This is a genomic window from Streptomyces speibonae (assembly GCF_984686075.1).
Genome location: NZ_OZ480260.1, coordinates 1,747,758 through 1,773,333 on the forward strand (window position 1 = coordinate 1,747,758; position 25,576 = coordinate 1,773,333).

The following is a 25,576-nucleotide window of genomic DNA, read 5'->3' on the forward strand; positions in this document are numbered from 1 at the left end:
GTGGGTGCCGCTGCCGCTTCCCGGCGGGGCGCGGACTTAGCGTGGGCGCATGCGCGTACTGGTCACCGGCGGTGCCGGGTTCATCGGGTCCCATGTCGTCGAGGCGCTGCGGGAGCGCGGGCACGAGCCGGTCGTGTTCGACGTCCGCACCGATCCGACGGCGGACGTCCGCTCCCCCGGCGCGGTGCGCGAGGCCCTGCGGGGTGTGGACGCGGTGTGCCACCAGGCGGCGATGGTCGGCCTCGGCACCGGCTTCGCGGACGCGCCGGAGTACGTCTCCCGCAACGACCTGGGTACGGCGGTGCTGCTGGCCGCGATGGCGGAGGCGGGCGTGGGGCGGCTGGTGCTGGCCGGCTCGATGGTGGTGTACGGCGAGGGACGGTACGCCTGCGCCCGGCACGGGGTGGTGCGGCCGGGGCCGCGGTCCGTCGCCGCCCTCGCGGCCGGACGCTTCGAACCCGCCTGCCCCCAGTGCGGGGCGGACCTCGCACCCGGCCTGGTCGGCGAGGACGCCCCGGCCGACCCGCGCAACGTGTACGCCACGACCAAGCTGGCCCAGGAGCACCTGGCCGCCGCCTGGGCCCGGTCGACCGGCGGTACGGCGGTGTCGCTGCGCTACCACAACGTCTACGGCCCCGGCATGCCCCGCGACACCCCGTACGCGGGCGTCGCCTCCTTCTTCCGCTCGGCCCTGGCCCGCGGCGAGGCCCCGCGCGTCTTCGAGGACGGCGGTCAGCGCCGGGACTTCGTCCACGTACGGGACGTGGCGACGGCGAACGTCGCCGCGCTGACGGCGGACCCGGCCGCGGGGACGCTCACCGCGTACAACACGGGCAGCGGCACGCCGCACACGGTGGGCGAGATGGCCCACGCCCTGGCCGCGGCGTACGGCGGCCCGGACCCCGTGGTCACCGGCGAGTACCGGCTGGGCGACGTCCGGCACATCACGGCCGACTCCTCGCGCCTGCGCGCGGAACTGGGCTGGAAGCCGGAGGTCGGCTTCGAGGAGGGGATGCGCGAGTTCGCGTCGTCGGGACTGCGGAGCGACTGAGCCCGGCCGCGTCCGCCCCACGCCCCTCGCGTCGCCCCCGCCCTGGGTGCTGCGCCCCCATACCCCCCTTTCGGCCCTTCGGGCCTCGTCCTCAATCGCCGGACGGGCTGAAATATTCAGCCCGTCCGGTCCGGCACAATCCAGCCCCTCTGGGGGAGTTAGAGGAGCGGGGGTCCGGGGGCAGCACCCTCGGCAAGGCGGACGTACCGTCAGGGGCTCGTCGCCGGGAGGGTCACCTCGAAGCGGCAGCCGCCGGTGACGTTGCGCACCGTGGTGCTGCCGTGGTGCGCCTCGACGATGCCGCGGACGATGGCGAGACCGAGACCCGCGCCGGCCGGCGGCGTGCGGGCGTGGCTGCCGCGCCAGCCGGTGTCGAAGACGCGGGGGAGGTCCTCCTCGGGGATGCCCCCGCAGCCGTCGGTCACGGACAGCACCACGCCCTCGTCCGAGCGCCGCGCGGCGACGGCGACCGTGCCGTCGGACGGGGTCCGGCGGATCGCGTTGACCAGCAGATTGCCCAGCACGCGGCTCATCTCGCGTCCGTCCACCTCCACCGGCACCGGTTCGACCCCGTCGCCGACGAGCCGTACGCCGTGTTCGCGGGCGAGCGGGTCCGCGCCGGCGAGGGCGTCGCCGACCAGGTCGTACAGGGAGATGCGGGACGGCGAGAGGGTCAGCGTGCCCGCGTGGATGCGGGAGAGTTCGAAGAGGTCGCCGACCATGTCGTTGAGGCGTTCCACCTCGGTGCGGATCTGCTTGAGGTAGCGGTCGGGGTCGGCGGCGACCCCGTCCTCCAGGGCCTCGGCCATCGCGCGCAGTCCGGCCAGCGGGGTGCGCAGGTCGTGGGAGATCCATGCGACGAGTTCCCGCCGCGAGGACTCCAGCGCCCGCTCGCGGTCACGGGACTGGGCGAGCTTGACGCTGGTGGCCTCCAGTTCCCGGCTGAGCGCGGCCAGTTCGGCGGTCGCCGGGCCGTCCGGCGCGGCGAAGTCGCCGCCGTCGCCGAAGGAGCGGGCGGCGCGCGCCAGGTCCCGGCTGCGGGCGACGACCCAGCGGCCCAGCAGCAGCGCGGTGACCGTGGAGACCACCGCGGCCATGGCGACGACCGTCGTGACCACGCTCAGGTCGTGCGCGGACAGGAACATGGCCTGGGCGACGGCGAGGGTGCCGGCGAGCATCGCCGTCACCGCGACCCCGGCGACCACCGCGAGGTGCGCGGTCAGCGACCGCCGCCGGATCAGCAGCAGCACGCACGCGCCGAGCAGCCCGGCCGCTGCGGCGCCGAGGAAGGCGAACAGGGCGATGAGGAGCGTGTCCCGCATGCTCACGCCTCCCCGGCGCCGGCGGGGTCGAAGCGGTACCCCACGCCCCACACCGTCTGGACGATCCGGGGCCGCCCGGGATCGTCCTCGATCTTGCCGCGCAGCCGCCGTACGTGGACGGTCACCGTCGACAGGTCGCCGAAGTCCCAGCCCCACACCTCCCGCATCAGCTCCTCACGCGCATACGCCCGTCCGGGGTGGCGCAGGAAGAAGGCGAGGAGGTCGAACTCCCGGATGGTGAGGGAGAGTTCGGCCCCGTTCTTGGTGGCCCTGCGGGCGGCGGGGTCGACGGCCAGGCCGCCCGCCCGCAGCAGAACGGACACGGCGGCGGCCGGGGCGGCGGGGCGGGTGCGGCGCAGCACGGACTCCACGCGCAGGACGAGTTCGCGCGGGCTGAACGGCTTGGTGACGTAGTCGTCGGCGCCCACCTCAAGACCGAGGATGCGGTCGTCCTCGTCGCCCCGCGCGGTGAGCATGATCACCGGTACGGGGCCGTGGCCGCGGATCCGGCGGCACACCTCCAGACCGTCCATGCCGGGCAGCATCAGGTCGAGGACGACCAGGTCGGGCCAGTGGGCCGCCGCGCGGGCGAGCGCGTCGGGGCCGTCACCGGCCCGGTCGACGACGTATCCGGCGCGGTCGAGGTAGCCCGTGACGATCTCGGCGACGGTGGGGTCGTCGTCGACGACGAGGACCCGGGCTCCGTCCGCGGCGTGGGGTGGTCGCTGGTGCATGCGGCCCAGCCTCGCACCACGCGCGCGCGAGCGGTGCGGCCCGGACGCCGACGTCCGAGTTTCGTAAGGAGCCGTTGTCCGGTATGGCTGCTTTGTCTTCGTAGGGTGAGTGCCGTGACCACCTCCTCCCCTGCCCCGGAACCGCCACCGGTGTCCGTGGACGTCGTCCTCCCCTGTCTCGACGAGGCCGCGGCGCTGCCGTGGGTGCTGGAGCGCGTTCCGCCCGGCTGGCGCGCCCTGGTCGTGGACAACGGCTCCACGGACGGCTCGGACCGCATCGCCCGCGAGCTCGGCGCGACCGTCGTGCACGAGGAACGGCGCGGTTTCGGCGCCGCCTGCCACGCCGGACTGACCGCCGCCACGGCCGACATCGTCTGCTTCTGCGACTGCGACGCCTCACTGGATCCCGCGGATCTGGTGCCCTTCGTCCACGAGATCCGGGCCGGGGCTTCCGACCTGGTGCTGGGACGGCGGCGGCCGCGGGGGCGCGGCGCCTGGCCGGTCCACGCCCGCGCGGGCAACCTCGCCCTGTCCCGGCTGCTGCGCCGCCGTACCGGACTGCGGCTGCGCGACCTCGGCCCGCTGCGGGCCGCCCGGCGCGAGGAGCTGCTCGCCCTGGACCTGACCGACCGGCGCAGCGGCTATCCGCTCCAGATGGTGGTGCGCGCCGCCGACGCGGGCTGGCGCGTCACCGAGCACGACGTCCCGTACGCCCCGCGCACCGGCGCGTCCAAGGTGACCGGCACCTGGCGCGGCACGTATCAGGCGGTACGGGACATGAGCCGGGTGCTGAACGAGCCGCCGGTGCGCGAGGAGGTGACCTCGTGACCCCGACCTCGCCCGTGACGCTGCTCGTCATCGCCAAGGAGCCCCGCCCGGGCCGGGTGAAGACCCGGCTGACCCCGCCGTTCACCCCCGAGGAGGCGGCGGGGCTCGCCGAGGCCGCGCTCGCGGACACGCTGGACGTGGTGGCGCGCACCCCCGCGCGGCGCCGGGTGCTGGTGCTGGACGGCACACCGGGGCCGTGGCTGCCGGCCGGGATCGAGGTCGTACCGCAGTGCGCGGGCGGCCTCGACGAACGGCTGGCCGCCGCGTTCGCCGGGTGCGACGGACCCGCCCTCCTCATCGGCATGGACACCCCCCAGGTGACCCCGGCCCTGCTCACCGTGGACTTCACGGACTGCGACGCCTGCTTCGGCCCCGCCGAGGACGGCGGCTTCTGGGCGCTGGGCCTGGCCGACCCCGACCCGGGACTGCTGCGCGGCGTCCCCATGTCGACGCCGGACACGGGCGCGGCACAGCGGCGGCGGCTCGCGCATCTGCGGGTGCGGGAGTTGCCGCTGCTGCGTGACGTGGACACCGCCGGCGACGCGACGCTGGTGGCGCGGGCCGCGCCGGAGGGGCGGTTCGCCGCGCGGCTGGCCCGGCTGACGGCGGCCCGCCGGTGAGCGGCGTGCGCGCGGCCGCACGCACGGGATTCCAGCGCACGGCCCCCGCCGCCGAACGCGCCTGGTCCGCCGACCCCTACGCCGACGCCCTGCACGCCGGCCGCGGACCGCTGTTCCTGCGCCGCGCCGACGGATGGCTGCTGCCCCTGGACGTGGAGCGCTGGTGCGCGGAGGCGGACGCGGCCGACCTGGACGTGCTGCGGCGCTGCGAGGGCACGGTGCTGGACGTGGGCTGCGGACCGGGGCGGCTGGTCGCGGCGCTGGGCGCGCGCGGGCACCGTGCGCTGGGTATCGACGTCAGCGAGGCCGCGGTCGCCCACACCGTCGGGCGGGGCGGCCAGGCGCTCGTGCGCTCGGTCTTCGACCCCCTGCCCGGCACCGGCCGCTGGGGCACCGCGCTGCTCATCGACGGCAACATCGGCATCGGCGGCGACCCGGCCGCCCTCCTCTGCCGCCTGGCCCAACTCCTCGCCCCCGGCGGCCTCCTCATCGCCGAAACATCCCCCCACCCGGACATCGACGAACGCCTCCAGGTCCAGATCACCGACACGAACGGCACCCCGGGCGCCCCTTTCCCGTGGGCCCGCTTGGGCACCCCGGCCCTCCTGCGCCACGCAAGAACAACGGGCTGGCACCCCACCGACCAGTGGTCAACCTCCGAACGCACGTTTGTGTCCCTGCGCCGGGAGTAGCCCCCACCTTCACGCTCAGCCAGAGGCGACTCCCCCGTGCGAGTTCGCGTCGGACTGACCAATGATCAAAAAATGTCACACAAGGTAATCGGGTGCCTCGATTCCGCTGCCGGGATCTTGCTACGCGGCGCCAGGCTGTGTCAACGATCGTTTCTGCGATGAGTAACGATCGTTCCCGCCTGGGCGCTCGCCCGGCTAAAGTGCCGGGACACGACGATCACCCGACACGCGGGAGCGCACAGGTGAACACCCCCGTCTCCGAGACTCTCCGGCGCCTTGAGGCGCAGATCAAGGCGCAGGACCTGGACAGACATGCCGTCCTGGATCCTCACGTTCTGGCAGACAGAACATCCCTGCCGGTGGATACGGTCCGTGCTCTCCTGCGAGGCGAGGAGGTGCCGGAGCCGGAGTTCAACGAGCGGGTTCTGGGGCGCATGAAGGCCTTCGTCGCGTACCACCTGGCCGCGACCGGGAAAACCGAGGCCCAGCTCATCGGGGAGGTCCAGGTAGCCCTTCACCCGATCTCCCGCCCTTGGGCCCGCAGCGTGATCCGCGGCGAGAAGGTGCCGAACTCGAAAACCCTTCACGAGCTGGCCGTCTACTTCGAACTGGACGGCCAGGAAACCTACTTCACAAGCCTCGCGGTCGACGCTCTGAACCGCGCGCTCCAGCGTGTTCTGCTTCGCTACGAGCCCCCCGAGCGCGATCCGATCGAAGCGCTCATGGACAGGTACGGGGTGGAGGCCGCCGACATGAGACTGCACGGTGCCTCTGGCGGCGTCTCCAGCAAGGAACAGCTTGCCGTCCTTCTGGAGGGCGTCTTCAGATCAGTCATTCCGCCGAAAGGGGACCAGGGCTGATGAGCAGTAGGACCATGAAGGCGCTGCTCGCCGACTTAGGCAGGGACGTGGCGAAGCGCATACAGGTGCCGGCCGCTGCGGAGGTCGTGATGGAGGAGTTCTGCCATGCGATGAGCAAGCGGAAGAACAAGCCGGTCGTCCTGCTTTTCAGGGAGTTCCCCTCCGAGGTGCCGGTCTCGGGTTTGCGCTTGGTCATGAGTGACCGGAGTCTGATCGTGATCGCCGCGGGGATGGCCCCGCAGGCACAGTTGGTCATCCTCGGGCACGAGCTGTACCACGAGGAGTTCGACCACTGCAGTCATGCCATGCCCGGTCTGAGCGCTGCGGCTCGAGCGGTCGCCCCCCACACCTCGAGTGACACGATCCGACAAGCTGCGGAACTGGTCCTCGCGTCGGAGCAGGTCCCCATGGACGCGATCCTCGCCGTCGCGGCCCGCTCCGGATCCGCGGACACCGACGAAGTGGACGCCGAGACCTTCGGGCTCTGGTTCGGCAGCGAGGTCCGCACCTGGGTGGCTGGACGCTACGCACAGCCCCGGGCCACCGCCGCCACCGTCGAAGGCCGTCTCACCCTGTCGCTGTCGCACCGGGGCGGACGCGTCCTTTGATGGCCGATCTCAACGTTCCCTACATCGTTCCCACCGTCGCGCTCGTCGTCGCGCTGGCGCTGAGAGGTCCGATGCTGTGGCGCGCGGGCCGCCGCGATGCCGACGTCCGGGCAACCGCCCTCCTCCTGTTGTGGGCCGCGGCCGTCCTCGTCGTGATCACGCCGGTCAACATTCACCGGCTGAACGTCTGGACCGGTGTACCGAACATCGCAGCCCCCTGGGCATACAGCTTCCTCACCGCGTTCTGCGCCACCGGCCTGACCATGATCATGCGCTGGCGGGAACCACCCTCCGAGCGACGACGCCGCCGCATGATCGCCATCTACTGGATCTACGCAGGCATCATCGGCGCCCTGTGGATCACGTTCTTCCTGGCCGACGTCCCCGAACCGCGCATCTACGACCTCGACACCTATTACGCGACCACGCCCTGGATGCGGGAGCACATCCTGCTGTACGTCGTCGCCCACGCGGTGTCGTGTGTGGTCTCGGCGAGCATGCTGTGGAAGTGGTACCCCGAGATCACCAAGGGCTGGATCAAGAGCAGTGTCGTCTTTCTGCAGGTCGGGTACGCCTCCGGCCTCGTCTTCGACGTTGCCAAGCTGGTCGCGGTCGGCGCCCGCTGGAGTGGGCACGACCTGGACGCGCTGAGCACGAAGGTGGCTCCGCCCTTCGCCCTTCTCGAGGCTCTCCTCGTCGCGCTCGGCTTCATCATCCCGCAGGCCGGTCCCGCCTTGAGGACCCGCATCCGCAACGGCCGCGACTACCGGCGCCTGCGTGGCCTGTGGCGGACCGTTCGGGTCACCAACGCGGCGGCGGCCACCGCCCGCTTCGGCGTGCTCACACCGCTGAGCCTGAAGCTGATGCAGCGCGAACAGCGCATCCATGATGCTCTGCGCGTTCTCGCCCCTTACTTCGATCACACCGCCTACCAGCGGTACTACGCAGAGGCCGCCGCCGAACACAGCGACGACGCGGCCCGCGGACTCGCCGGCGCCGTCGCCATCCACAAAGCAGTCGACGCCTACACCGCCGGTACACCGATCAGCACAGACGACCAGCCCTCGCTGATCGGCCCCGAGGTCACCGAGCGCCTGGACGCCATCGGCAAGGCCCTGCACCGACCCCGTCTCCTCGACCGCGTACGCCAGCGGGCGACCAGCACAGAGAGCGTGACCGTTCATGTCTGACAGAGTCATCACCGGCCGGCCCACCGCCGTCGTCATCGGCGCCAGCGCCTCGGGACTCCTGGCCGCGGCCTCACTCGCCGAGTTCGCCGACGTCACCGTGCTCGAGCGCGACTGTCTGCCCGACGGCCCCGAGCCGCGCCGCGGAATACCCCAGGCCCACCACGCCCACCTGGTATGGACCGGAGGGGTGAAGGCCTTCGAGGAGCTGCTGCCCGGCGTGATCGAGGAGACCGTCGCCCGTGGGGCGCGCCTCGTACGCATCATGGGCGACATGGTCTCCCGCGCCCCCAACGAGGTGTGGTTCCGGCGCTTCGAGAACGTCCCCCACCGCAACCTGGTGTGCTCCCGCTTCCTCCTCGATCACGTCCTGAGCACCCACGTCCTCGACGACCCGCGCATCACACTCCGCGAGAACACCACCGCGCTCGGCCTGGAGGGCTCCTCGACAGCTGTCACGGGCGTCCGCGTGCAGACCGGCACCACCGCCGAGACCCTGAGCGCCGACCTGGTCGTCGACGCTTCCGGCCGCGGCACCAGCGCACCCCACTGGCTCCGGGACCTGGGCCTGCCGGAGGTCGAAACGCGTGAAGTCAACGCCGGCGTCGCCTACGCCACCCGCCTCTACAAGGCACCCGGCAGCACCGCCGGGATCGGCTTCCCACTCGTCAACGTGCAGGCCAACCCCGCCAACCCGCCCGGCCGGGGCGGGATCATCCTGCCGATCGAGGGCGACCGCTGGATCGTCACCCTGGCCGGCACCCGCGGCGGCGAGCCCACCGCCGACAACGAGGCCTTCATCGACTTCGCCCTCGACCTCGGCGACCCCGTCATCGGAGAACTGCTCAAGAACGCGGAACCGATCGGTGATGTCAGGACCTCGCGCAGCACGGCCAACACCCGCCGCTACTACGAGAAGATGAACCGCTGGCCCGAAGGGTTCGTCGCCCTCGGCGACGCCATCGCCGGCTACAACCCCGTCTACGGCCACGGCCTGTCCGTCGCCGCCCAATGCGCGCTCGCCGTCCGGGACGTACTACGCTCCCGCCCCCTCACCAAACCCGGCACCGCCCAACGCATACAGCGCGCGGCAGCCCGTCCCGTCGGCGCCGCATGGAACCTGGCAGTCGGTCAGGACGCCCTCTACCCGGGCGCCTCCGACACCCCGCCCACCGCCGTGGAAAAGCTCCTCGCCCGCTACGTCGACCGCTGCGTAGAGACCGGCGCCGCCAACCCCCGCGCCCTCAACGCCCTCCTCGACGTCATGAGCCTGCTCGAGCCCCCGACCCGCCTGTTCTCCCCCGACATGCTCCGGCCCATGCTGTTCGGCCCGAAGAGGAAACTCCTGCCCGGCGCCCCGCTCCGAGAACAAGAACGCAAGGCGGCACTCAACTGACCAAGATCGTTTTTGCACAACTGTGCGACTCTCCGAGCCTGCCCGGCGGCCCGGCCGGGGGGGGGACAACCGAGCCGCCGGGCAGGGGTCTTATGCGGCGCGCCTCAGTTCCCAGAGCAGTTCGTCCAGGCCCATGGGCCGGAAGGAACTGAGCCGGCGCACCATCTGGGAGGCCAGGACGGTCGGCAGGAGCGGGTGGCCGTACGGGATCGGTCCGGCCGGCCGCTCCACGACCTGCACGCCCTGGGAGCCGTAGCCGTAGCCGACGCCGTTCACGCCGTACAGGGGTGCGCCCTGTGCCAGGAGCACCATCGGGTCGCGCGTGAGGTGCGGGCACAGGTCGGCGGCGGTGCGCGCGTGCCGGGCACACACCGGTGGCTGGTTGGTGAGGATCCCGGAGTCGTCGGGGTCCACTGTGTTCGGGCCTGCGAGGAAGACGAACCCGAGGGGGGTCCGTGCGCGTTCGGCGCAGACCTGGCAGCGCATCGCCTGCATCGTTCCCCGCTGCCGCAGAGGATGCATCATGCGCCACTGCGGTTTGCCCCTGGGCTCGCCGAAGCCGTCGACCGCGCCGAAGGAGCAACGGGCCCACAGCACGCCGCGCACGTCGCGGTCGCGTCGTCCCCGCGCCCGCGGGGGTTGCTCCTCAACTCCGCCGCCACTGCTCCCCCTCTCCCGGTCGTCCCCGCGCCCGGGTTTGCTCCGGTGACGACGGGCTCGGCGGTTGCCGCCTCGTGTCGTCCCCGCGCCCGCGGGGGTTGCTCTTTGCGGCGTACGTGATCTCAGTGATGTACGAGTCGAAGCCGGTACTCGTCCAGTCTTCGGTCACATGTTGGTGCGGACGCCGGCGCTCGGTCGTGGGTGCCGTTGGCGGTCTGCTGGGTATCCTGCGCGATGTGCTGCCGCACCCGTTGTAGCGCAGCGCGGGCTGCCTCGTCGGACGCGTGCCGTTGCGGAGCCTGGCCAATGATGTGCCGCCTCAGCTGCTGCTCGGTCTGAAGCTGTCCGACGACCAAGCGCAGTTCACTCGCCCTGCGCAGCGCGGCGGCCTCGCGACGGGCTTGCTGGGCGGCTTCCGTCCGTGCCGTGTCGATCCGCGTGGCCAGCGTGGGCAAGTGGGCATGCATCGCGGCGAACCACTGTCGCATGACCGTCGGGCCATCGGGAGCCTCGCCGCCCGGAGGCCAGTTGTCCTCTTGCAGGACCGGGGAAAACATAACGGGAGGGTGTAGGCGTTGGTGCCCAGGCCATAGGTAAGGGCGGTGTCGGAGGTCAGGCCCTGGGATGCGGCGATGGTCGTCGCATAGCCCAAGGAGAGCGCCCCGGTGGTGATCTGGCCGAGGGGCAGCCAGGCCTGGTCGGCACAGGTGGTGCCGTCGGCGTTCGTGCGCCGCCAGGTGATCTGCAGCCGGTGGTCGTCGGCGATGGGGGTGACAGCGACACCACCCGACCGTCACCCCGACACCCGCCGCCCCCTCCCCACCCGCCACGCGAAGACCACCGCCGACCCCCCGAACAGCACCGCTGTGATCACCAGCCACCGCACCGGGAAGCCGTCCGCCGACTGACCCGTCACCCCCGCGTACCGCTCCGACACCCGCCCGCTGATCAGCGGAAACCACACCAGCAGCAACAGCAGGGACAGCGCACCCGGCACCCGCACGTAGTTCACCCACGCCCCGCGCCGCCGCCCCGCCGCCCCCTTCACCAGCACCCGGTCGGCCCCCGCGTACAGCGGCAGCAGCACCAGGTCGTGGATCACCGCCGCCCCCGCGAACCACAGCACGATCAGCACCCAGTCCCCGTCGAGCAGCCGCACCCCCGCGTATCCGCTCAGCGCGAACGAGCACAGCAGCACGCACAGCTGGAACGGGCTGCCGAGCCCACGCATCACCATCGGCCTCCTCACCTCACACCTCACCGAAGGTCAGCCGCTCGACCCACTTGGTGTTGAGCACACCGGGGGCGGCGGGCACGATGATCCGGGCCGGATACCCGTGATCCAGGGTCAGTTCCTCGCCGTTGACGAACAGGGCGAGCAGGGAGCGCGGGTCCTCCACCTGGTTCGAGCGCAGCGCGGCACGGCGGAAGGGGCCGCGGCGCTGCAACGACTCCACGAGCACGTCGACCGGTTCGTCATGGCCGACGAGCGCCGCGAGGTCCCGCAGCCGCACGCCCCGCCACCACTGGTCGGAGGTGGACCAGCCCTCCACGCACGCGATGGGCAGGTCGGCGCTGTGCAGCGGCAGGCCGAGCAGGTCGGCCCTGCTGAGCCGTACCGTGCCGGATCGCCCGGCGACGGTCAGCCGCCACGCCTCCTCGCTCGTCTCGCCGGCGCGGACCCCGACGTACGCGGCGGTCTTGTTGATCTGGAAACCGGCCGGTCCGCCGCCGGGTTCGGGGCCGCCGTGCGGGGTGAGGACGGCGGTCTCGCGCAGCGGTCCGTCGAAGCTGCGCCCGGCCGAGGTGGCGAAGAGGAGCAGCGAGGCGCCGCCGACCAGCCCGAACGCGCCCCGCCGCGAGACGGTCGGCCGGTCGGGCCGCGGGGCGGCCAGCTCATCGGCCGCCCCGTCCGTCACCGGGGAACCGTCCCGGCCATCCCGCTCCCCGCCCCGCTCCTCCCGCATCGCCCGCAGATTGCGGAACGCCGCCGGTGCCTTCAGCACCACATGCGCGAGGAACGCGCCGAAGAACACCCAGGCGCCGTAGAAGTGCAGGGGGTAGAAGGAGCCGGGGAAGACGTAGTCGAGCTGGACGTTGAGGATGCCCGTGACGAACTCGAAGAGCGCCCCGCCGACGAGCAGCAGCAGCGAGATCCGCTCCAGCGCGTGGGTGAGCGAGCGGGCCGGCGGCAGGGTGAACAGCCGGGGCACCACCGACCACAGCTTGGCCAGCAGCACCGGGACGAGCGCGAGGCCCAGGGTGACGTGCACGCCCTGGGTGAGCCGGTACAGCCACGGCGGGTCGGTGGGCCAGGAGAAGAGGTAGAAGCCGAGCAGTCCCTTGCCCGGGGTCATGTCGTTCACCCGTGCCAGATCCGGGTTGTACGCCGCGTACGACAGCAGTCCCGTCACGAACAGGATCGTGATGCCGGCGAGGAGCACCACCCCGAGGACCGAGGTGAACCGGATGCCGCGCAGTGGGCTGCGCCAGAAGTCCGGCGCGAACGGGCCGCGCGCGGGAGGGGTGCGGAAGAGAGAGCGAGCCATGTGCCGACGGTAGATCCGCACCACCCCCGAGAGGGTCAGGGAAGCATGACGAAACGCTGACATCCGCCCTTGTCAGCCGGTCGCGCGCGCTCCCCCGGCCTAGCGTGACGGCGTGAACCGCGATCTCCCCCGTACCCTCCCGCCCGTCCGTACGACCTCGCGCGGCGGACTCGGCCGCGATCTGACCGCCGTCGGCGCGGCCGCGCTGCTCGTCCTGGCCGCCGCGGTGATCGGGACGTACATCCAGAACCGTTACGGCACGCTGCGGGTGGCCTGGCCGCCGCTGGTGGGCGACTGGATGCCGCACACCGGTCCCGGCACCCCGGCCGCGCTGCTCGTCGCCGCCGCCGTCGTGGCGTACGGCCCCGCCCTGGCCGTCCGGCTGTCCTGGCGGCCCCTGCTGCTCACGGCCTGGGGGGTGTCGCTGGCGTGGACCTGGTCGCTCGCCCTCGTCGACGGCTGGTCCCGGGGTGTCGCGGGGCGGCTGAACACGCGGCACGAGTATCTGCGGGTGATCGACCGCTTCGGTGACATCCCCGCCGCGCTGCGGGACTTCAACGGTCACATCCTGATCGGCACCCCGGACAACTGGCCCGCGCATGTCGCCGGGCATCCGCCGGGCGCCACCCTCACCTTCGTGCTGCTGGACCGGATCGGGCTGGGCGGCGGCGGATGGGCCGGGGCGTTCGTCATCACCGCCGGCACCACGGCGGTGGCCGCGATCCTGATCGCGGTGCGCCGGCTCGCCGACGAGTCGCTCGCCCGCCGCGCCGCGCCCTTCCTGGCGCTGGCCCCGGGCGCGGTGTGGGTGGGCGCCTCCGCCGACGCCTGGTTCATGGCCGTCGCCGCCTGGGCGGTCGCCCTGCTGGCCCTCGCCGTCACGGGTCACCGGCCGGCCTGGACGGGCTTCGGCTCCGGGCTGCTGTTCGGCGTGACGATGTATCTGTCGTACGGGCTCACCCTGTTCGCGGTGATCGCCGCGGCGGTGCTGCTGCTGGGCGGGCGGAAGCCGCGGCCCCTGGCGTACGCGGTGGCCGGGTTCCTGGTCGTGCCGGCCGTGTTCACGGCCGTGGGTTTCGACTGGTGGGAGGCGTACCGGCTGCTGGTCACCCGCTACTACCAAGGGGCGGGCGGGGTACGGCCGTACGGCTACTGGGTCTGGGCGAATCTGGCCTGCACGGTGCTGGTGGTGGGCCCGGCGACGGTGGCGGGGCTGCGCCGGGCGGGCGCGGTGTGGGCCGGGTCGAGGACCCCGCTGCCCCGCTCCCCCGCGCCGCGTCTGGCCCTGCTCGTGTGCTCCGCGCTCCTGGCGCTGCTGATCGCCGACCTGTCCGGGATGAGCAAGGCGGAGACGGAACGCATCTGGCTGCCGTTCGCGTTCTGGTTGCTGCCCGCCTGCGCGCTGCTGCCCGGCCCGCGCGGGTGGCTGGCCGGGCAGGCCGCCCTGGCCCTGCTCCTCAATCACCTGGTCCTGACGTGGTGGTGAATCCCCTGGTCCCGACGGGGTGAGGAGCGGGCCGCGGGTCAGCCCTCGGCGGCGGGCCGCAGCCGCAGTGAGATGCTGTTGATGCAGTACCGCTGGTCCGTGGGCGTCGGATACCCCTCACCCTCGAACACGTGCCCGAGGTGGGATCCGCAGCGGGAGCACCGCACCTCGGTCCGCACCATGCCGTGCGACCGGTCCTCGATCAGCTCCACGGCGTCGGTGTCCTTCGGGTCGTAGAAGGAGGGCCAGCCGCAGTGGGACGCGAACTTGGTGTCCGAGGTGAACAGCTCGGCGCCGCACGCGCGGCAGGAGTAGACGCCCTCGGTCTTGGTGTCGGTGTACTCACCGGTGAAGGCCGGCTCCGTGGCGGCCTCGCGCAGCACGGCGTACTCGGACGGCGAGAGTTCCGCGCGCCACTGCTCGTCCGGCTTCTCGACGTCGTACGGCATGAGCTTCCAGCCCCTTACTTCGACAGACGGTCCAGGATGCGCGGGCCGAGGTCGGTGACGTCGCCCGCTCCCATGGTGAGAACGAGATCACCGGGCTTCGCCATTCCCGCGACCACGTCGGGGATCTCCGCCTTGTCGTGGACGGCCGTCACGTCCGCGCCGGCCGCGCGGGCGGCCTCGATGATCAGCTCGCTGGTGACGCCGGGGATCGGGTCCTCGCGCGCCGGGTAGATGTCCAGCACCGCCGAGGCGTCGGCCAGGGCCAGCGACCGGCCCATCTCCTTGCCCAGCTCCCGGGTGCGGGAGAAGAGGTGCGGCTGGAAGACGACGAGGATGCGGGCGTCGCCGGCGGCGGAGCGCATCGCCTCCAGGTCGGCGGTCATCTCGGTCGGGTGGTGCGCGTAGGAGTCGACGACCTGGACGCCGGCGGCCTCGCCCTTGAGCTGGAGGCGCCGCTTCACCCCGGTGTACGCGGCCAGGGCGGGGGCCAGCTCGGCGGCCGGGACGCCGAGCGCGGCGCCCGCGACGAGCGCGGCCACGGCGTTGTGCGCGTAGTGCCGTCCGGGGACGGACACGGTGAAGGTGAGCGGGGCGCCGTCCAACTCGACGGTGACCTCGCTCCTCAGCCCCTGCGGCACGACCGACAGCACCCGTACGTCGGCGTCCTCCGCCTCGCCGTACGTCACCGTCCGTACCGAGCCGGCCAGGCGCCGGGTCAGCTCGCGGGCGCCCTCGTGGTCCGCGGAGATCACCAGGGTGCCGCCGGGCACGATCCGGCCGACGAACGTCTCGAAGGAGGCGTGGATCTCCTCCATGGACGCGTAGTTCGCGTGGTGGTCCAGCTCCACGTTGAGGATGATCGCGACCTCGGGCGCGTACTTGTGGAAGCTGCGGTCCGACTCGTCCGCCTCGGCGACGAAGATCTCGCCGTCGCCGTGCAGCGCGTTGGAGCCGGGGGCGTCCAGGTCGCCGCCGATCGCGTACGACGGCCTGCGGCCCAGCTCGGTGAGGGAGACGGCCAGCATGGAGGTGGTGGTGGTCTTGCCGTGGGTGCCGGCCACCGCGATCGGCCGCAGACCCTCCATCAGGGCGGCCAGGGCGTCGGAGCGGTGCACCACCGGGATGCCCAGCTCGGCCGCGCGCAGCAGCTCGGGGTTGTCCTCGCGGATCGCCGAGGAGACGACCACACAGCTGGCGTCGTCGGCGAGGTGATCGGCGGCGTGGCCGATGTGCACGGTGGCGCCGTACGCGCGCAGGGCGTCGGCGGTCGGGGAGTCCTTGGCGTCGCTGCCGGCCACCTTGGCGCCGCGCTGGGCGAGGATCTTGGCGATGCCCGACATCCCGGCGCCGCCGATGCCGATGAAGTGCGGTCGGTCCATGGCGGTGGGAAGGCCGGGTGCCATGCGTGTTCTCCCAGTGGTACGACGAGCGGGACGGCGGTCTTCGCGCCCGCGCCGGAGAGCCGGGAGAGCGCCGCCCCAGCCTATGCCTTGCTGTGGGAGAAGAGTTTCAGCACCGGCACCCCGACCTTGTGGCGGGCCCGGGAGGCCCAGTCGCGGTGGAAGAACTCCTCCACGTAGTGCGGGTCGGTCAGCACGATCACCTCGTCCGCGCCGACCTCCTCCACCATGGCCTTGAGCGCGTCCAGGGGGTGGTCCTCGATGAGCCGGCCCTCCGCCGAGTCGCCGGTGGCGCGCAGCGCCTGCAGGGACACCTCCAGGGCCCGCTCACCCATGCTCTGGGCGTTCTCACCCTCGGGGGTCTCGCCCTCGCGGACGGCCTCGTCGATCTCGCCCAGGGCGACGTCGTCGATGGCTCTCAGCAGCCGGTCGGCCTGTTCTCCGCGCGGCTGGAGCAGCACGTGGAAGGAGACCGGCTCGTCGCCGTGCAAGGTGGTGACGAACTCCACGTCGGCGGACGTCAGGGCCTTCTCGATCATCAGTACGCTTGTGAACACCAGGCGCCCCTTCTCCTCGGAGGGCCCGCGGCCCTCTTTGTTCCGAGGGCCGAGCCAGGCCCCGCGGAAACCATCCTGCCCCGTGTTCGCACGGGTACTGCCGGAATCAGTCTTGCCGCTTCCCGCACACGGCGGGCGGATCCGTTCCGCCGATCGCCGGACCGGCGGCATTCTCGAACAGGCTTTCGCCCCCTCCCCCTGCCGGACCTCAGGCCCGCTGGTACCGCGTGAACAGAAAACCGTCTTCCTCCAACATCGACTTCAGCGTGAGACGCCGCGGAAGTGTCACTGACGGTCCACCGGCAATGCGCTGAGCGTCACCCGCGGTGAGCATCGGGGAGAGGGTCAGACAGAGTTCGTCCAGCGCGTCGGCCGCCACCATCTGCCCCAGCAGCCGCGGCCCGCCCTCGGTCAGCAGCCGGGTGTGCCCGAGGTCCGCCAGCGCCCGCACCGCCCGCGCGGGGTCCACCGCGGCCCCCTCGCCGGCGACGACCACCCGGGCGCCCGCCTTCTCGGCGGCGGCGACCCGGTCCGGGGCGGCGGCCGCACCGGTCAGGACCAGCGTGGGCAGCAGGGGCGAGGTGAACAGCGGCAGCGAGAAGTCCAGGTCCAGGCTCGCCGTCACCACGGCGATCACCGGCGCGGGGCCCTGACCGGCCGCCTCCCGGGCCGCCGCGAACTCGGCACGCGCGCGTGCCGGACGGTAGCCCTCCTGACGTACCGTCTCCGCGCCGACGACCACGATGTCCGCGAGGGCCCGCAGCACGCCGAAGATCCGCATGTCGGCGGGGCAGGAGATGGGCTGGGAGCGGCCGTCGTGCTGGGCGGCGCCGTCGAGGGTGGAGACCATGTTCCCGCGCAGCCACGGCTCCCGGCCCCGGGGCCCGGGGGCGGGATAGGCGTACGCGGCGGCCAGCTCGGCCAGGGTCCACTCACGGCCGTCCACCCCGCCGGGAGCTGCCGTCTCATCGGTCACGTCGGTCACGGGGAACAGGCGTCGCATGTCAGGCAGTCTTCCACGGCACGTACGATGAGGGATCGTGTCGTCCTCCACCACCTCCCGTCCCGGTCCGATAGCCGACGTGGCTCCGCTCTCCCTGTGCGCCCGCGAGCCGCACGTCCCCGCGGACCGGCTCGTCGCCGAGATGGTGCCGCCGCCGCGGTTCGACGCCGTGCGGTTCGACACCTACATCCCCGACCCGGACCAGCCGAGCCAGACCGAGGCCGTACGCGTCCTCGAGGGCTTCGCGGCGGGTCTGGACGGAACACCGGACGGCGGCCCGGGGCGGCGCCGGCTGTTCGGCTTCGGCAAGGCGCCGAAGAAGACCCCGGCCGGGCCGCGCGGCGTCTACCTCGACGGCGGCTACGGCGTCGGCAAGACCCATCTGCTGGCCTCGCTGTGGCACGCCACCCCGGCCGAACCCGCCCTGAAGGCGTTCGGCACCTTCGTGGAGCTGACGAACCTGGTGGGGGCGCTCGGTTTCCAGCAGACCGTGCGGACCCTCTCCGGGCACCGTCTGCTCTGCATCGACGAGTTCGAACTGGACGACCCGGGCGACACCGTGCTGGTCTCCACCCTGCTCGGCAAGCTGGTCGAGGAGGGCGTCGCGCTCGCCGCCACCTCGAACACGCTCCCGGGCAAGCTGGGCGAGGGCCGCTTCGCGGCGGCGGACTTCCTGCGCGAGATCCAGGGCCTGTCCGCCCACTTCCGCGCCCTGCGCATCGACGGCGAGGACTACCGCCACCGCGGACTTCCCGAGGCGCCGCCGCCGTACTCCGACGAGACGGTGACCAGGACGGCGCACGCCACCGGGGGTGCCTCGCTCGACGCCTTCCCCGACCTGCTGGACCACCTCGCCAAGGTCCACCCCAGCCGCTACGGCGCCCTGACCGACGGCCTCCGCGCGGTGTGCCTCACCGGCGTGCGCCCGGTAGCGGACCAGTCGACGGCCCTGCGGCTCGTCGTCCTCGCGGACCGGCTCTACGACCGCGAGGTCCCCGTACTGGCCTCGGGCCTGCCGTTCGACCAGCTCTTCAGCGAGGACATGCTGAAGGGCGGCTACCGCAAGAAGTACTACCGAGCCATCTCCCGCCTCACAGCCCTGGCCCGAGACGCGGGCACCCTCACCTAGGGGCGCGGGGAACCGCGCCCACCCAGGAACGCGGGGAGTTGCACACACCCAGGGGCGCGGGGAACTGCGCAACGGGGTCCGGGGCGGAGCCCCGGGGACGGGAAGGGAAGGGGCGGCGGGGCGAAAGAACCCACCCTGGCCCCATCCCCACCCCCGGGCATATGGTTACAAAAGTAGACAAGCGCGCCGCAAACGCACCCCCAGAAGACCTCTGAACGGGAGGTCGCCATGGTCGAGGAACTGCTCACCGCAGCCGCCGGCCTCGGCGCCGCTGGCGCCACCTACCTGCTCGCCGCCGCCCGCGTCGTCAAGCAGTACGAACGCGGCGTCGTCTTCCGCCTCGGCCGCCTCCGCGGCACCCCCCGGCCCCCGGGCTTCACCCTGATCGTCCCGGTGGTGGACCGCCTGCACAAGATCAACCTGCAGATCGTCACCATGCCGGTTCCGGCCCAGGAGGGCATCACCCGGGACAACGTCACGGTCCGCGTCGACGCGGTCGTCTACTTCAAGGTCGTCGACGCCGCCGCGGCCCTGGTCAACGTCGAGGACTACCGCTTCGCCGTCTCCCAGATGGCCCAGACCTCCCTGCGGTCCATCATCGGCAAGAGCGACCTGGACGACCTGCTGTCCAACCGCGAGAAACTCAACCAGGGCCTGGAACTGATGATCGACAGCCCCGCCATCGGCTGGGGCGTGCAGATCGACCGGGTCGAGATCAAGGACGTCTCCCTGCCCGACACGATGAAGCGGTCCATGGCCCGCCAGGCCGAGGCCGACCGCGAGCGCCGGGCCCGCGTCATCAACGCCGACGCCGAACTCCAGGCGTCCAAGAAGCTCGCCGAAGCCGCCCAGGAGATGGCCGAGACCCCCTCCGCGCTCCAACTGCGCCTGCTCCAGACCATCGTCGCCGTCGCCGCCGAGAAGAACTCCACCCTCGTCCTGCCCTTCCCCGTGGAACTCCTCCGCTTCCTGGAACGCGCCCACCAGCAGACCCCCGCGAACCCCCCGGCGGATGGCGAGGAATCCCCGCCGGAACCTCCCGTGCCGTGACACGAGCTACGCGCGTGGTTCCCGTGACCCGCCGCAGGTGATAGACACGGCGGGGTCACCAGTTCCTGTCCGCCAACAGGAAAGGTCCCCCCATGTCAGAAACCGGTTCCACCACCGGCTCCCCCGCGACACGGCGTCAGCTGCTCGCCCGTTCCGGCGCCGTCGGCATCGGCATCGCCTTCACCGGCGCCCTCTCCGAACTCTTCACCGGCACCGCCGCCGCCCACCACCTCGGCCACTGCGGCTACGGCCCCCTCGTCCCCGACCCCGACGGACTGCTCGACCTGCCGAGGGGCTTCCACTACAAGGTGCTCTCCCGCGAGGGCGACCGGCTGCGCTCCGGCGAGGGCCCGGTCCCCTCCAACCACGACGGCATGGCCGCGTTCGCCGGCCGTCACGGCCGCGTCCACCTGGTCCGCAACCACGAGAACCGGGCCGACGGCCGAGCCCCGGTGCCGGTCGTCGACGGCCTGACCTACGACCCGGAGGGCAAGGGCGGCTGCACGGCGCTGACCCTGGACCACCGCGACCGGGTGCTGTCGGAGCGGGTCGCGATCGCCGGTACGGCCGTCAACTGCGCGGGCGGCCCGACCCCTTGGGACACCTGGCTGACCTGCGAGGAGACCGAGGACAGGGCCGGCACCAACGGCTACACCAAGGACCACGGCTTCATCTTCGAGGTCGACGGCGCCGACCCGCGCCGCACGGGCGCCGTACCGCTGACCGCGATGGGCCGCTTCCAGCACGAGGCCATCGCCGTGGACCCGAGACGCGGCGTCGTCTACGAGACCGAGGACGCCTTCGAGCGGCCCTTCGGCCTCTTCTACCGCTTCCTGCCGAAGAGACCGCTGGGCGGCACCGGATCGCTGCGCGCGGGCGGCCGGCTCCAGGCGATGCGGGTGCCGGGCGTGCCCGACCTGTCCTCGATCCAGGAGACCGGGGCCCACTTCGACGGCATCGAGTGGGTCGACGTACCGGACCCGCTGGCGGCCGGAACACCCATCCGCCACCAGGACTTCGGCCCGAAGGGCATCACCCACGCGCAGAAGCTGGAGGGCTGCTACTGGGGCGGGCGTTCGGTCTACTTCGTGTCGTCCTTCGCCCGCAGCTCCGAAGGTTCGGCCGCGGACCACTACGGCCAGATCTGGCGCTACGACCCGGACCGGCGCCGGCTGACCCTGGTGATCATCTTCGGTCCCGACACCGACGTCCAGCTGCCCGGCGAGTCCCCGGACAACATCTGTCTGGCGCCCAGCGGCGGCCTGATGGTGTGCGAGGACGGCGGCGGCGCCCAGCACGTCTACGGCGTCACCCGGCGCGGCGAGGTGTACGAGCTCGCCCGCAACCGCCAGAACCGGGGCACGCCGGAGGACCCGGACTGGGGCGAGTTCGCCGGCGTCACGTTCGCTCCGGACGGCCGCACGATGTACGTCAACGTGTACGACCCCGGCACGACGTTCGCCGTGACGGGGCCCTGGCGGAGGTAGCCGGCCGGGCAGGAGGACCGGGGCGGAGCGCACTCGAGCGCTCCGCCCCGGCTCACATCCCGCTCGGGGCCCGGTCCGGGCTCACTCCGCCAGCAGCGCGTCCATCTGTCCGACGGCCTGGGTCAGCCCCTCCTCCATGCCCATCTTGGTGAGCTGCTCCATCTGCTCGCGGGTGTCGAACACGGAACGCAGTTCCATCCGTGTACCGCCCTCGTGCTCGGTGAGCGTCATCCGCACCTCCGTGGTGGGCATCTCGGGGTCCGGGTGGCCGTCCCGGTCGGAGAAGCCGTCGGTGAACTCGAGGGCCGTCGGCGGGGTGACCGAGGAGACCCGCCACCAGCCGCCGAACTTCTCGCCGTCCGGGCCGGTCATGTAGTACTTCACGCCGCCGCCGGGTGTCAGGTCGTGCTCCTCGAAGGTGGCCGGGTAGGCGGGCGGGCCCCACCAGCGCTCCAGCCGGCGCGGGTCGGCCCACAGCTGCCACACCCGCTCCACCGGGGCGCCGAAGTCCGCGACGAGCGTGAGGGTGAGGTTCTCGACGTCCTTGTCCACGCTGGTGACAGTCATCCGTCCGGTCCTTTCGTCGTGTTCTCGCGGAGGTCCGGGGCCTGCGGGCCCCCGCCGCCGTCGTCGTCCTCGGCCAGCAGTCCGGACATCCGGTCCACCCGGGCCCGCCAGGCCGACTCCAGCTCGTCCAGGGCCCGCCGCGCCCGGCCCACCGCGTCGGGGTCGGTGCGCACGAGCTGCTCCCGTCCGCGTCGTTCCTTGGTGACCAGACCGGCCCGCTCCAGCACCGTCACGTGTTTCTGCACCGCGGCGAAGCTCATCGGGTAGACCGCGGCCAGACGTGACACGGACAGCTCACCCCGGACGCAGCGGCGCAGTATGTCGCGCCGCGTGCCGTCGGCCAGGGCGTGGAAGAGCCGGTCCACGGTGTCGCCGGTCTCGTCTGCGAACCCATCTACAACCATTTGGTTGTACGTTAGTCTCGTCCCGCCCCTCCCGCAACCGGACGGGTCCGGCCCGCTGAAACCGGACACACCGGGGTACTCGGCCCCGCATGACGCAGAAGCAGCAGACCGGCGACTCGTACTGGCTCCAGACCGCGCCCGGCGGCCGGCACCCCGCCCCGGCCGACGACCTCCAGGTCGACGTGGCCGTGATCGGCGGAGGCGTCGCGGGACTGTGCACCGCGCGGGAGCTGGCCCGGGCCGGGCGGAGTGTCGCGGTGCTGGAGGCCGGGCGGATCGCGGCCGGCGTCACCGGACACACCACGGCCAAGGTCACCGCCCTGCACACACTGATCTACGACAAGCTGCGCCGCACCCGCGGCAGCGAGGGCGCCCGGCTGTACGCCCGCTCGCAGTCCGAGGCGATCGAGCACACGGCCGGTGTCGTGGCGGAGCTGGGCATCGACTGCGAGTGGGAGCGCCGCAGCGCCTACACCTACGTCCGGGACGAGAGCGGGGTCGAGGAGCTGCGCGCGGAGGCGCGGGCAGCGCGGGAGGCGGGGCTGCCGGCCTCGTTCGTGACGGAGACCGGGCTGCCGTTCCCGGTGGCGGGCGCCGTCGAGGTGACGGACCAGGTCCAGTTCCATCCGCGCAAGTACCTGCTCGCCCTCGCCGACGACATCGTCGCGCACGGCGGGCGCATCCACGAGGACACCACCGTGCTCGGTCTGGACGAGGGGACCCCGTGCCGGCTGTCGACGTCGGCCGGGCCCACGGTGACGGCCCGCGACGTCGTGGTCGCCACCCACTACCCCGTCTTCGACCGGGCGCTGCTGTTCACCCGCCTCTCCCCGCGCCGCGAGCTGGTCGTCGCCGGCCCGCTTCCGGCCGGCCAGGACCCGGGCGGCATGTACATCACCCCGGAGGAGAACACCCGCTCGGTGCGCACGGCCCCCTACGGCGACGACGGCGGCCGCCGCTTCCTGGTGGTCACCGGCGAGCACTTCACGCCGGGCACGGGCGATCCCCGGGCGGGCTTCGACCGGCTCTCGGCGTGGGCGCGCAGGCACTTCCCGGACGTGGAGCTCACGCACGCCTGGGCCACTCAGGACAACGATCCCACCGACACCGTGCCGCTCGTCGGCCCGCTGCACCCGGGCGCCCGGCACACCTACGTCGCCACCGGCTTCGGCGGCTGGGGGCTGAGCGGCGGCATGATGGCGGGCCTGCTGCTCACCGCGCAGATCACCGGCGAGGAGCGCGCGTGGAGCGGCCTGTACGACCCGCGCCGGCTGGCCTCCGCGGTGCGCGAGGCGCCGTCCTTCCTCAAGCACCAGGCGCAGGTGGCCAAGCACTTCGTCGGCGACCGGCTGCGGCCGTCCCCGCCGGTGGAGGCGCTGCCGCCGGGCGAGGGCGCGGTGGTGCGGGCCGGCGGCGGCCGGCTGGCGGTCTTCCGCGACGACGACGGCTCCCTGCACGCCCTGTCGGCCCGCTGCACCCACATGGGCTGCCTGGTCGACTTCAACGCCGCCGAGCGTGCCTGGGAGTGCCCGTGCCACGGCTCCCGCTTCGACACGGACGGCAAGGTCGTCCAGGGCCCGGCGACCCGGCCCCTGGAGCGGCGCGACATCGGGGACCCCGGGAGCACGCCGCCGACCGGGTGAGACTCCTCGACCCGCCCTTCCCCGCCGCACGTAATTCCATAAAGCACCTCATACCGTCATGCGGTGATCACACGTATTCGTGGCGCGGTCGCCGTCACCGTGCTGGCCGCCGCCCTCACCGCCTGTGCCACCGTCCACCCCCGGCAGCCGCCCCGCCCCGCGCCTTCCGCGTCCCCCGCGGCCGAGACGGCGCCCACTCTCGCCCCGGGCCCCGCCGGACTCACCCCGGTCTTCCACCACGGCCCGCGCACCGGCGGCAGGACGGTCGCCCTCACCTTCGACGCCGACATGACCGCCGACCAGGGCCCTCGGGCCGCGGCGGGCGAGCACTTCGACCACCCGCAGCTGATCGCCACCCTGCGCTCACTGAAGGTGCCGGCCACGGTGTTCATGACCGGCCGGTGGGCCGAGGAGTACCCGGACCAGGCCCGCTCCCTCGGCCGGGACCCGCTCTTCGAGGTCGCCAACCACTCCTACAGCCACTACGCCTTCACCGGCGACTGCTACGGACTGCCGACCGTCCCCGCCGAGCGGATGCGGGCGGACGTGGAGCGGGCGTACGCGGTGTTCCGGAAGGTGGGCGTGCGCAGTCCGATGCCGTACTTCCGCTTCCCCGGCGGCTGTTACGACCGCCCGGCGCTCAAGGCCCTGGTCCCGGCCGGTGTCACGGCCGTGCAGTGGGACGTGGTCGGCGGCGACGCCTTCGCCACGGACGCGGACGCGGTGGCCCGGCAGGTGCTCGACGGCGTCCGGCCCGGCTCCGTGGTCGTCCTGCACTGCACCCGCAGCGCCGCCCCGGCCACGGAACGCGCCGTGCGGACCATCGTCCCCGAGCTGCGCCGCCAGGGCTACCGCTTCGTGAAGGTGTCCGAGCTGATCGGGGCCGCCGGCGGACGGGACTGAGCGTCCTACGCTGGAGGTATGAGCGAGACCGACATCGACACCGACTACTGCCTCATCGACGTGGCCAGGCCGCCCAAGGCGGACGGGCCGCCGTACGCGGCCTGCGTGCAGTGCCAGGAGCCGACGGAGTACCCGGAGTCGTACAAGGGCATCACGCTGTGCCCGGTCTGCGAGTGGCGGGAGGCCGAACGGACGTCCTGCTCGGGCTGACGAAGGCGCCGCGCGGCTTGGCACACTGGGCTCCGTGAGCACTGAACCGTCTTCCTCCGCAGACAGCCCCTTCCGCCCCGAGCCCGGTGACCGCGACACGGCACCGCAGTTCGTGCTGCCCCTGGTCGTCCGCATCGAACGGGCGGCGCCCCCGGCCCGTACCGACGCCCTGGAGACGGCCGCCCGGGCGGTCCTGGTGATGCTGACCGACGAGCGGTCGGTTGGTGAGGGCGAGTGGGCGCGGGCGATGCGCGACTGGCAGGGCGCCCGCATCCGCAAGGTGGTGCGCCGGGCGCGCGGCGCGGAGTGGCGCCGCGCGGAGGCGCTCCCCGGCATCACCGTCACCGGCAAGTCCGCCGAGGTCCGGGTCTTCCCGCCGGTCCCCCTGGACGGCTGGCCCAAGGACCTGGCCCGCCTCCAGGTCTCCGGGACCGACCTCGACGACCCCGATCCGGTGCCGCCGGCGGACCCCGGCGTCCCCGTCCTCTGGCTCAACCCCGACCTCGGCATGTCGGCCGGCAAGGCCATGGCCCAGGCGGGGCACGGCGCGCAGCTGGCCTGGTACGAGCTGACGCCCGAGGCCCGCACTGCCTGGCACGCCACGGGCTTCCCGCTCGCGGTACGCACCGCGTCCCCGGCGCGGTGGCCCGAGCTGACCGCGAGCAATCTGCCCAGGGTCCGCGACGCGGGCTTCACGGAGATCGCGCCGGGCTCCTGCACGGTGGTGGCGGACCATCCGGCACTGCGGCGGGGCCCTGTCGTCACATAGCCGTCGTCCGCC

General features: G+C 72.7%; 28 protein-coding genes. 16 read left to right on the forward strand and 12 right to left on the reverse strand.

Annotation, left to right across the window (positions count from 1 at the left end):
* Positions 1 to 49: 49 nt before the first annotated feature.
* Complete coding sequence (locus AC5L3C_RS07715) at positions 50 to 1,051, forward strand: NAD-dependent epimerase/dehydratase family protein (RefSeq protein WP_493647887.1); 1,002 nt, start codon at positions 50 to 52, stop codon at positions 1,049 to 1,051.
* Positions 1,052 to 1,260: 209 nt separating this feature from the next.
* On the opposite strand, the gene AC5L3C_RS07720 is transcribed toward AC5L3C_RS07715, so the two are convergent.
* Positions 1,261 to 2,373, reverse strand: a complete 1,113-nt coding sequence (locus AC5L3C_RS07720) for a sensor histidine kinase (RefSeq protein WP_493647889.1) — start codon at positions 2,371 to 2,373, stop codon at positions 1,261 to 1,263.
* Positions 2,374 to 2,375: 2 nt separating this feature from the next.
* A complete protein-coding gene (locus AC5L3C_RS07725) occupies positions 2,376 to 3,107 on the reverse strand; it encodes a response regulator transcription factor (protein WP_493647891.1) in 732 nt (243 codons plus the stop codon).
* A 105-nt stretch (positions 3,108 to 3,212) separates the two neighbouring features.
* On the opposite strand from AC5L3C_RS07725, the gene AC5L3C_RS07730 reads away from it, so the two are divergent.
* The 7 genes from AC5L3C_RS07730 (at position 3,213) to AC5L3C_RS07760 (ending at position 9,298) form a co-directional block, all read left to right on the forward strand.
* Positions 3,213 to 3,935: a glycosyltransferase family 2 protein gene (locus AC5L3C_RS07730; protein WP_493647894.1), complete on the forward strand. Its 723-nt coding sequence runs from the start codon at positions 3,213 to 3,215 to the stop codon at positions 3,933 to 3,935.
* A complete protein-coding gene (locus tag AC5L3C_RS07735) occupies positions 3,932 to 4,555 on the forward strand; it encodes a TIGR04282 family arsenosugar biosynthesis glycosyltransferase (RefSeq protein WP_493647896.1) in 624 nt (207 codons plus the stop codon). Before AC5L3C_RS07730 ends, AC5L3C_RS07735 begins: the two co-directional genes overlap by 4 nt.
* Positions 4,552 to 5,247 (forward strand): class I SAM-dependent methyltransferase, encoded by a 696-nt coding sequence (locus AC5L3C_RS07740; protein WP_493647898.1) that lies wholly within the window; start codon positions 4,552 to 4,554, stop codon positions 5,245 to 5,247. The genes AC5L3C_RS07735 and AC5L3C_RS07740 overlap by 4 nt, the downstream gene beginning before the upstream one ends.
* A 242-nt stretch (positions 5,248 to 5,489) precedes the next feature.
* Positions 5,490 to 6,107 (forward strand): hypothetical protein, encoded by a 618-nt coding sequence (locus tag AC5L3C_RS07745; RefSeq protein WP_493647900.1) that lies wholly within the window; start codon positions 5,490 to 5,492, stop codon positions 6,105 to 6,107.
* Positions 6,107 to 6,715: a toxin gene (locus AC5L3C_RS07750; protein WP_493647902.1), complete on the forward strand. Its 609-nt coding sequence runs from the start codon at positions 6,107 to 6,109 to the stop codon at positions 6,713 to 6,715. The genes AC5L3C_RS07745 and AC5L3C_RS07750 overlap by 1 nt, the downstream gene beginning before the upstream one ends.
* Positions 6,715 to 7,905 (forward strand): MAB_1171c family putative transporter, encoded by a 1,191-nt coding sequence (locus AC5L3C_RS07755; protein WP_493647904.1) that lies wholly within the window; start codon positions 6,715 to 6,717, stop codon positions 7,903 to 7,905. Before AC5L3C_RS07750 ends, AC5L3C_RS07755 begins: the two co-directional genes overlap by 1 nt.
* Entirely contained in the window at positions 7,898 to 9,298 is a 1,401-nt protein-coding gene (locus AC5L3C_RS07760) for an NAD(P)/FAD-dependent oxidoreductase (RefSeq protein ID WP_493647906.1), read from the forward strand. Before AC5L3C_RS07755 ends, AC5L3C_RS07760 begins: the two co-directional genes overlap by 8 nt.
* A 90-nt stretch (positions 9,299 to 9,388) precedes the next feature.
* Here the strand turns inward: AC5L3C_RS07760 and AC5L3C_RS07765 are convergent, their stop codons facing one another.
* The 4 genes from AC5L3C_RS07765 to AC5L3C_RS07780 form a co-directional block, all read right to left on the reverse strand.
* On the reverse strand, positions 9,389 to 9,895 hold the full coding sequence (locus AC5L3C_RS07765; RefSeq protein ID WP_493647909.1) for a hypothetical protein: 507 nt from the start codon (positions 9,893 to 9,895) through the stop codon (positions 9,389 to 9,391).
* Between the two features lie 185 nt (positions 9,896 to 10,080).
* Complete coding sequence (locus tag AC5L3C_RS07770) at positions 10,081 to 10,515, reverse strand: hypothetical protein (RefSeq protein WP_493647911.1); 435 nt, start codon at positions 10,513 to 10,515, stop codon at positions 10,081 to 10,083.
* 236 nt (positions 10,516 to 10,751) lie between these two features.
* Positions 10,752 to 11,195 carry a hypothetical protein gene (locus AC5L3C_RS07775; RefSeq protein ID WP_493647913.1) on the reverse strand — a complete coding sequence of 148 codons (444 nt, stop codon included), beginning with the start codon at positions 11,193 to 11,195 and terminating at the stop codon, positions 10,752 to 10,754.
* A 13-nt stretch (positions 11,196 to 11,208) separates the two neighbouring features.
* Positions 11,209 to 12,507 carry a molybdopterin-dependent oxidoreductase gene (locus AC5L3C_RS07780; protein WP_493647915.1) on the reverse strand — a complete coding sequence of 433 codons (1,299 nt, stop codon included), beginning with the start codon at positions 12,505 to 12,507 and terminating at the stop codon, positions 11,209 to 11,211.
* A 112-nt stretch (positions 12,508 to 12,619) separates the two neighbouring features.
* Between AC5L3C_RS07780 and AC5L3C_RS07785 the strand changes: the two genes are divergently transcribed.
* On the forward strand, positions 12,620 to 13,993 hold the full coding sequence (locus AC5L3C_RS07785) for a hypothetical protein (RefSeq protein WP_493647917.1): 1,374 nt from the start codon (positions 12,620 to 12,622) through the stop codon (positions 13,991 to 13,993).
* 38 nt (positions 13,994 to 14,031) lie between these two features.
* Here AC5L3C_RS07785 and msrB read toward each other — a convergent pair whose 3' ends face one another.
* The 4 genes from msrB to AC5L3C_RS07805 form a co-directional block, all read right to left on the reverse strand.
* Positions 14,032 to 14,442, reverse strand: coding sequence for a peptide-methionine (R)-S-oxide reductase MsrB (msrB, locus tag AC5L3C_RS07790; protein ID WP_493647919.1), 411 nt, complete (start codon positions 14,440 to 14,442; stop codon positions 14,032 to 14,034).
* A gap of 14 nt (positions 14,443 to 14,456) precedes the next feature.
* Positions 14,457 to 15,845: a UDP-N-acetylmuramate--L-alanine ligase gene (gene murC / locus AC5L3C_RS07795; protein ID WP_493647921.1), complete on the reverse strand. Its 1,389-nt coding sequence runs from the start codon at positions 15,843 to 15,845 to the stop codon at positions 14,457 to 14,459.
* A gap of 80 nt (positions 15,846 to 15,925) precedes the next feature.
* Positions 15,926 to 16,399, reverse strand: a complete 474-nt coding sequence (locus AC5L3C_RS07800; protein WP_493647923.1) for an indole-3-glycerol phosphate synthase — start codon at positions 16,397 to 16,399, stop codon at positions 15,926 to 15,928.
* Between the two features lie 208 nt (positions 16,400 to 16,607).
* Positions 16,608 to 17,402, reverse strand: coding sequence for a pyrimidine reductase family protein (locus AC5L3C_RS07805; RefSeq protein WP_493647925.1), 795 nt, complete (start codon positions 17,400 to 17,402; stop codon positions 16,608 to 16,610).
* 34 nt (positions 17,403 to 17,436) lie between these two features.
* On the opposite strand from AC5L3C_RS07805, the gene zapE reads away from it, so the two are divergent.
* The 3 genes from zapE to AC5L3C_RS07820 all read left to right on the forward strand — a co-directional run bounded on the left by zapE (position 17,437) and on the right by AC5L3C_RS07820 (position 21,068).
* Entirely contained in the window at positions 17,437 to 18,531 is a 1,095-nt protein-coding gene (gene zapE / locus AC5L3C_RS07810) for a cell division protein ZapE (protein WP_493653772.1), read from the forward strand.
* A 228-nt stretch (positions 18,532 to 18,759) separates the two neighbouring features.
* Entirely contained in the window at positions 18,760 to 19,581 is an 822-nt protein-coding gene (locus tag AC5L3C_RS07815) for a slipin family protein (protein WP_493647927.1), read from the forward strand.
* A 92-nt stretch (positions 19,582 to 19,673) separates the two neighbouring features.
* A complete protein-coding gene (locus tag AC5L3C_RS07820; RefSeq protein ID WP_493647928.1) occupies positions 19,674 to 21,068 on the forward strand; it encodes an alkaline phosphatase PhoX in 1,395 nt (464 codons plus the stop codon).
* 81 nt (positions 21,069 to 21,149) lie between these two features.
* Here the strand turns inward: AC5L3C_RS07820 and AC5L3C_RS07825 are convergent, their stop codons facing one another.
* Positions 21,150 to 21,635, reverse strand: a complete 486-nt coding sequence (locus AC5L3C_RS07825) for an SRPBCC family protein (protein ID WP_493647930.1) — start codon at positions 21,633 to 21,635, stop codon at positions 21,150 to 21,152.
* Positions 21,632 to 22,039 carry an ArsR/SmtB family transcription factor gene (locus AC5L3C_RS07830; protein WP_493647933.1) on the reverse strand — a complete coding sequence of 136 codons (408 nt, stop codon included), beginning with the start codon at positions 22,037 to 22,039 and terminating at the stop codon, positions 21,632 to 21,634. Before AC5L3C_RS07830 ends, AC5L3C_RS07825 begins: the two co-directional genes overlap by 4 nt.
* Positions 22,040 to 22,128: 89 nt before the next feature.
* Here AC5L3C_RS07830 and AC5L3C_RS07835 point away from each other — a divergent pair, with 89 nt between their 5' ends.
* The 4 genes from AC5L3C_RS07835 to AC5L3C_RS07850 all read left to right on the forward strand — a co-directional run bounded on the left by AC5L3C_RS07835 (position 22,129) and on the right by AC5L3C_RS07850 (position 25,564).
* Entirely contained in the window at positions 22,129 to 23,682 is a 1,554-nt protein-coding gene (locus AC5L3C_RS07835; RefSeq protein WP_493647935.1) for an FAD-dependent oxidoreductase, read from the forward strand.
* A 63-nt stretch (positions 23,683 to 23,745) separates the two neighbouring features.
* On the forward strand, positions 23,746 to 24,585 hold the full coding sequence (locus AC5L3C_RS07840; RefSeq protein WP_493647938.1) for a polysaccharide deacetylase family protein: 840 nt from the start codon (positions 23,746 to 23,748) through the stop codon (positions 24,583 to 24,585).
* An 18-nt stretch (positions 24,586 to 24,603) separates the two neighbouring features.
* The gene (locus AC5L3C_RS07845) at positions 24,604 to 24,795 is read left to right on the forward strand and encodes a hypothetical protein (protein ID WP_125503489.1); all 192 of its coding nucleotides are present in this window, start codon (positions 24,604 to 24,606) and stop codon (positions 24,793 to 24,795) included.
* Positions 24,796 to 24,829: 34 nt separating this feature from the next.
* Positions 24,830 to 25,564 (forward strand): peptidyl-tRNA hydrolase, encoded by a 735-nt coding sequence (locus tag AC5L3C_RS07850; protein WP_493647940.1) that lies wholly within the window; start codon positions 24,830 to 24,832, stop codon positions 25,562 to 25,564.
* The last annotated feature ends 12 nt before the right edge of the window (positions 25,565 to 25,576 follow it).

Bases quoted from the DNA above. Each gene is read 5' to 3' on its own strand.
- AC5L3C_RS07845 (WP_125503489.1), top strand. From the start codon at position 24,604: ATGAGCGAGACCGACATCGACACCGACTACTGCCTCATCGACGTGGCC.
- AC5L3C_RS07775 (WP_493647913.1), bottom strand. From the start codon at position 11,195: ATGGTGATGCGTGGGCTCGGCAGCCCGTTCCAGCTGTGCGTGCTGCTG.
- msrB (WP_493647919.1), bottom strand. From the start codon at position 14,442: ATGCCGTACGACGTCGAGAAGCCGGACGAGCAGTGGCGCGCGGAACTC.
- AC5L3C_RS07820 (WP_493647928.1), top strand. From the start codon at position 19,674: ATGTCAGAAACCGGTTCCACCACCGGCTCCCCCGCGACACGGCGTCAG.
- AC5L3C_RS07780 (WP_493647915.1), bottom strand. From the start codon at position 12,507: ATGGCTCGCTCTCTCTTCCGCACCCCTCCCGCGCGCGGCCCGTTCGCG.
- AC5L3C_RS07720 (WP_493647889.1), bottom strand. From the start codon at position 2,373: ATGCGGGACACGCTCCTCATCGCCCTGTTCGCCTTCCTCGGCGCCGCA.
- murC (WP_493647921.1), bottom strand. From the start codon at position 15,845: ATGGCACCCGGCCTTCCCACCGCCATGGACCGACCGCACTTCATCGGC.
- AC5L3C_RS07750 (WP_493647902.1), top strand. From the start codon at position 6,107: ATGAGCAGTAGGACCATGAAGGCGCTGCTCGCCGACTTAGGCAGGGAC.
- AC5L3C_RS07825 (WP_493647930.1), bottom strand. From the start codon at position 21,635: ATGACTGTCACCAGCGTGGACAAGGACGTCGAGAACCTCACCCTCACG.
- AC5L3C_RS07815 (WP_493647927.1), top strand. From the start codon at position 18,760: ATGGTCGAGGAACTGCTCACCGCAGCCGCCGGCCTCGGCGCCGCTGGC.
- AC5L3C_RS07755 (WP_493647904.1), top strand. From the start codon at position 6,715: ATGGCCGATCTCAACGTTCCCTACATCGTTCCCACCGTCGCGCTCGTC.
- AC5L3C_RS07830 (WP_493647933.1), bottom strand. From the start codon at position 22,039: ATGGTTGTAGATGGGTTCGCAGACGAGACCGGCGACACCGTGGACCGG.
- AC5L3C_RS07760 (WP_493647906.1), top strand. From the start codon at position 7,898: ATGTCTGACAGAGTCATCACCGGCCGGCCCACCGCCGTCGTCATCGGC.
- AC5L3C_RS07805 (WP_493647925.1), bottom strand. From the start codon at position 17,402: ATGCGACGCCTGTTCCCCGTGACCGACGTGACCGATGAGACGGCAGCT.
- AC5L3C_RS07715 (WP_493647887.1), top strand. From the start codon at position 50: ATGCGCGTACTGGTCACCGGCGGTGCCGGGTTCATCGGGTCCCATGTC.
- AC5L3C_RS07770 (WP_493647911.1), bottom strand. From the start codon at position 10,515: ATGTTTTCCCCGGTCCTGCAAGAGGACAACTGGCCTCCGGGCGGCGAG.
- AC5L3C_RS07835 (WP_493647935.1), top strand. From the start codon at position 22,129: ATGACGCAGAAGCAGCAGACCGGCGACTCGTACTGGCTCCAGACCGCG.
- AC5L3C_RS07725 (WP_493647891.1), bottom strand. From the start codon at position 3,107: ATGCACCAGCGACCACCCCACGCCGCGGACGGAGCCCGGGTCCTCGTC.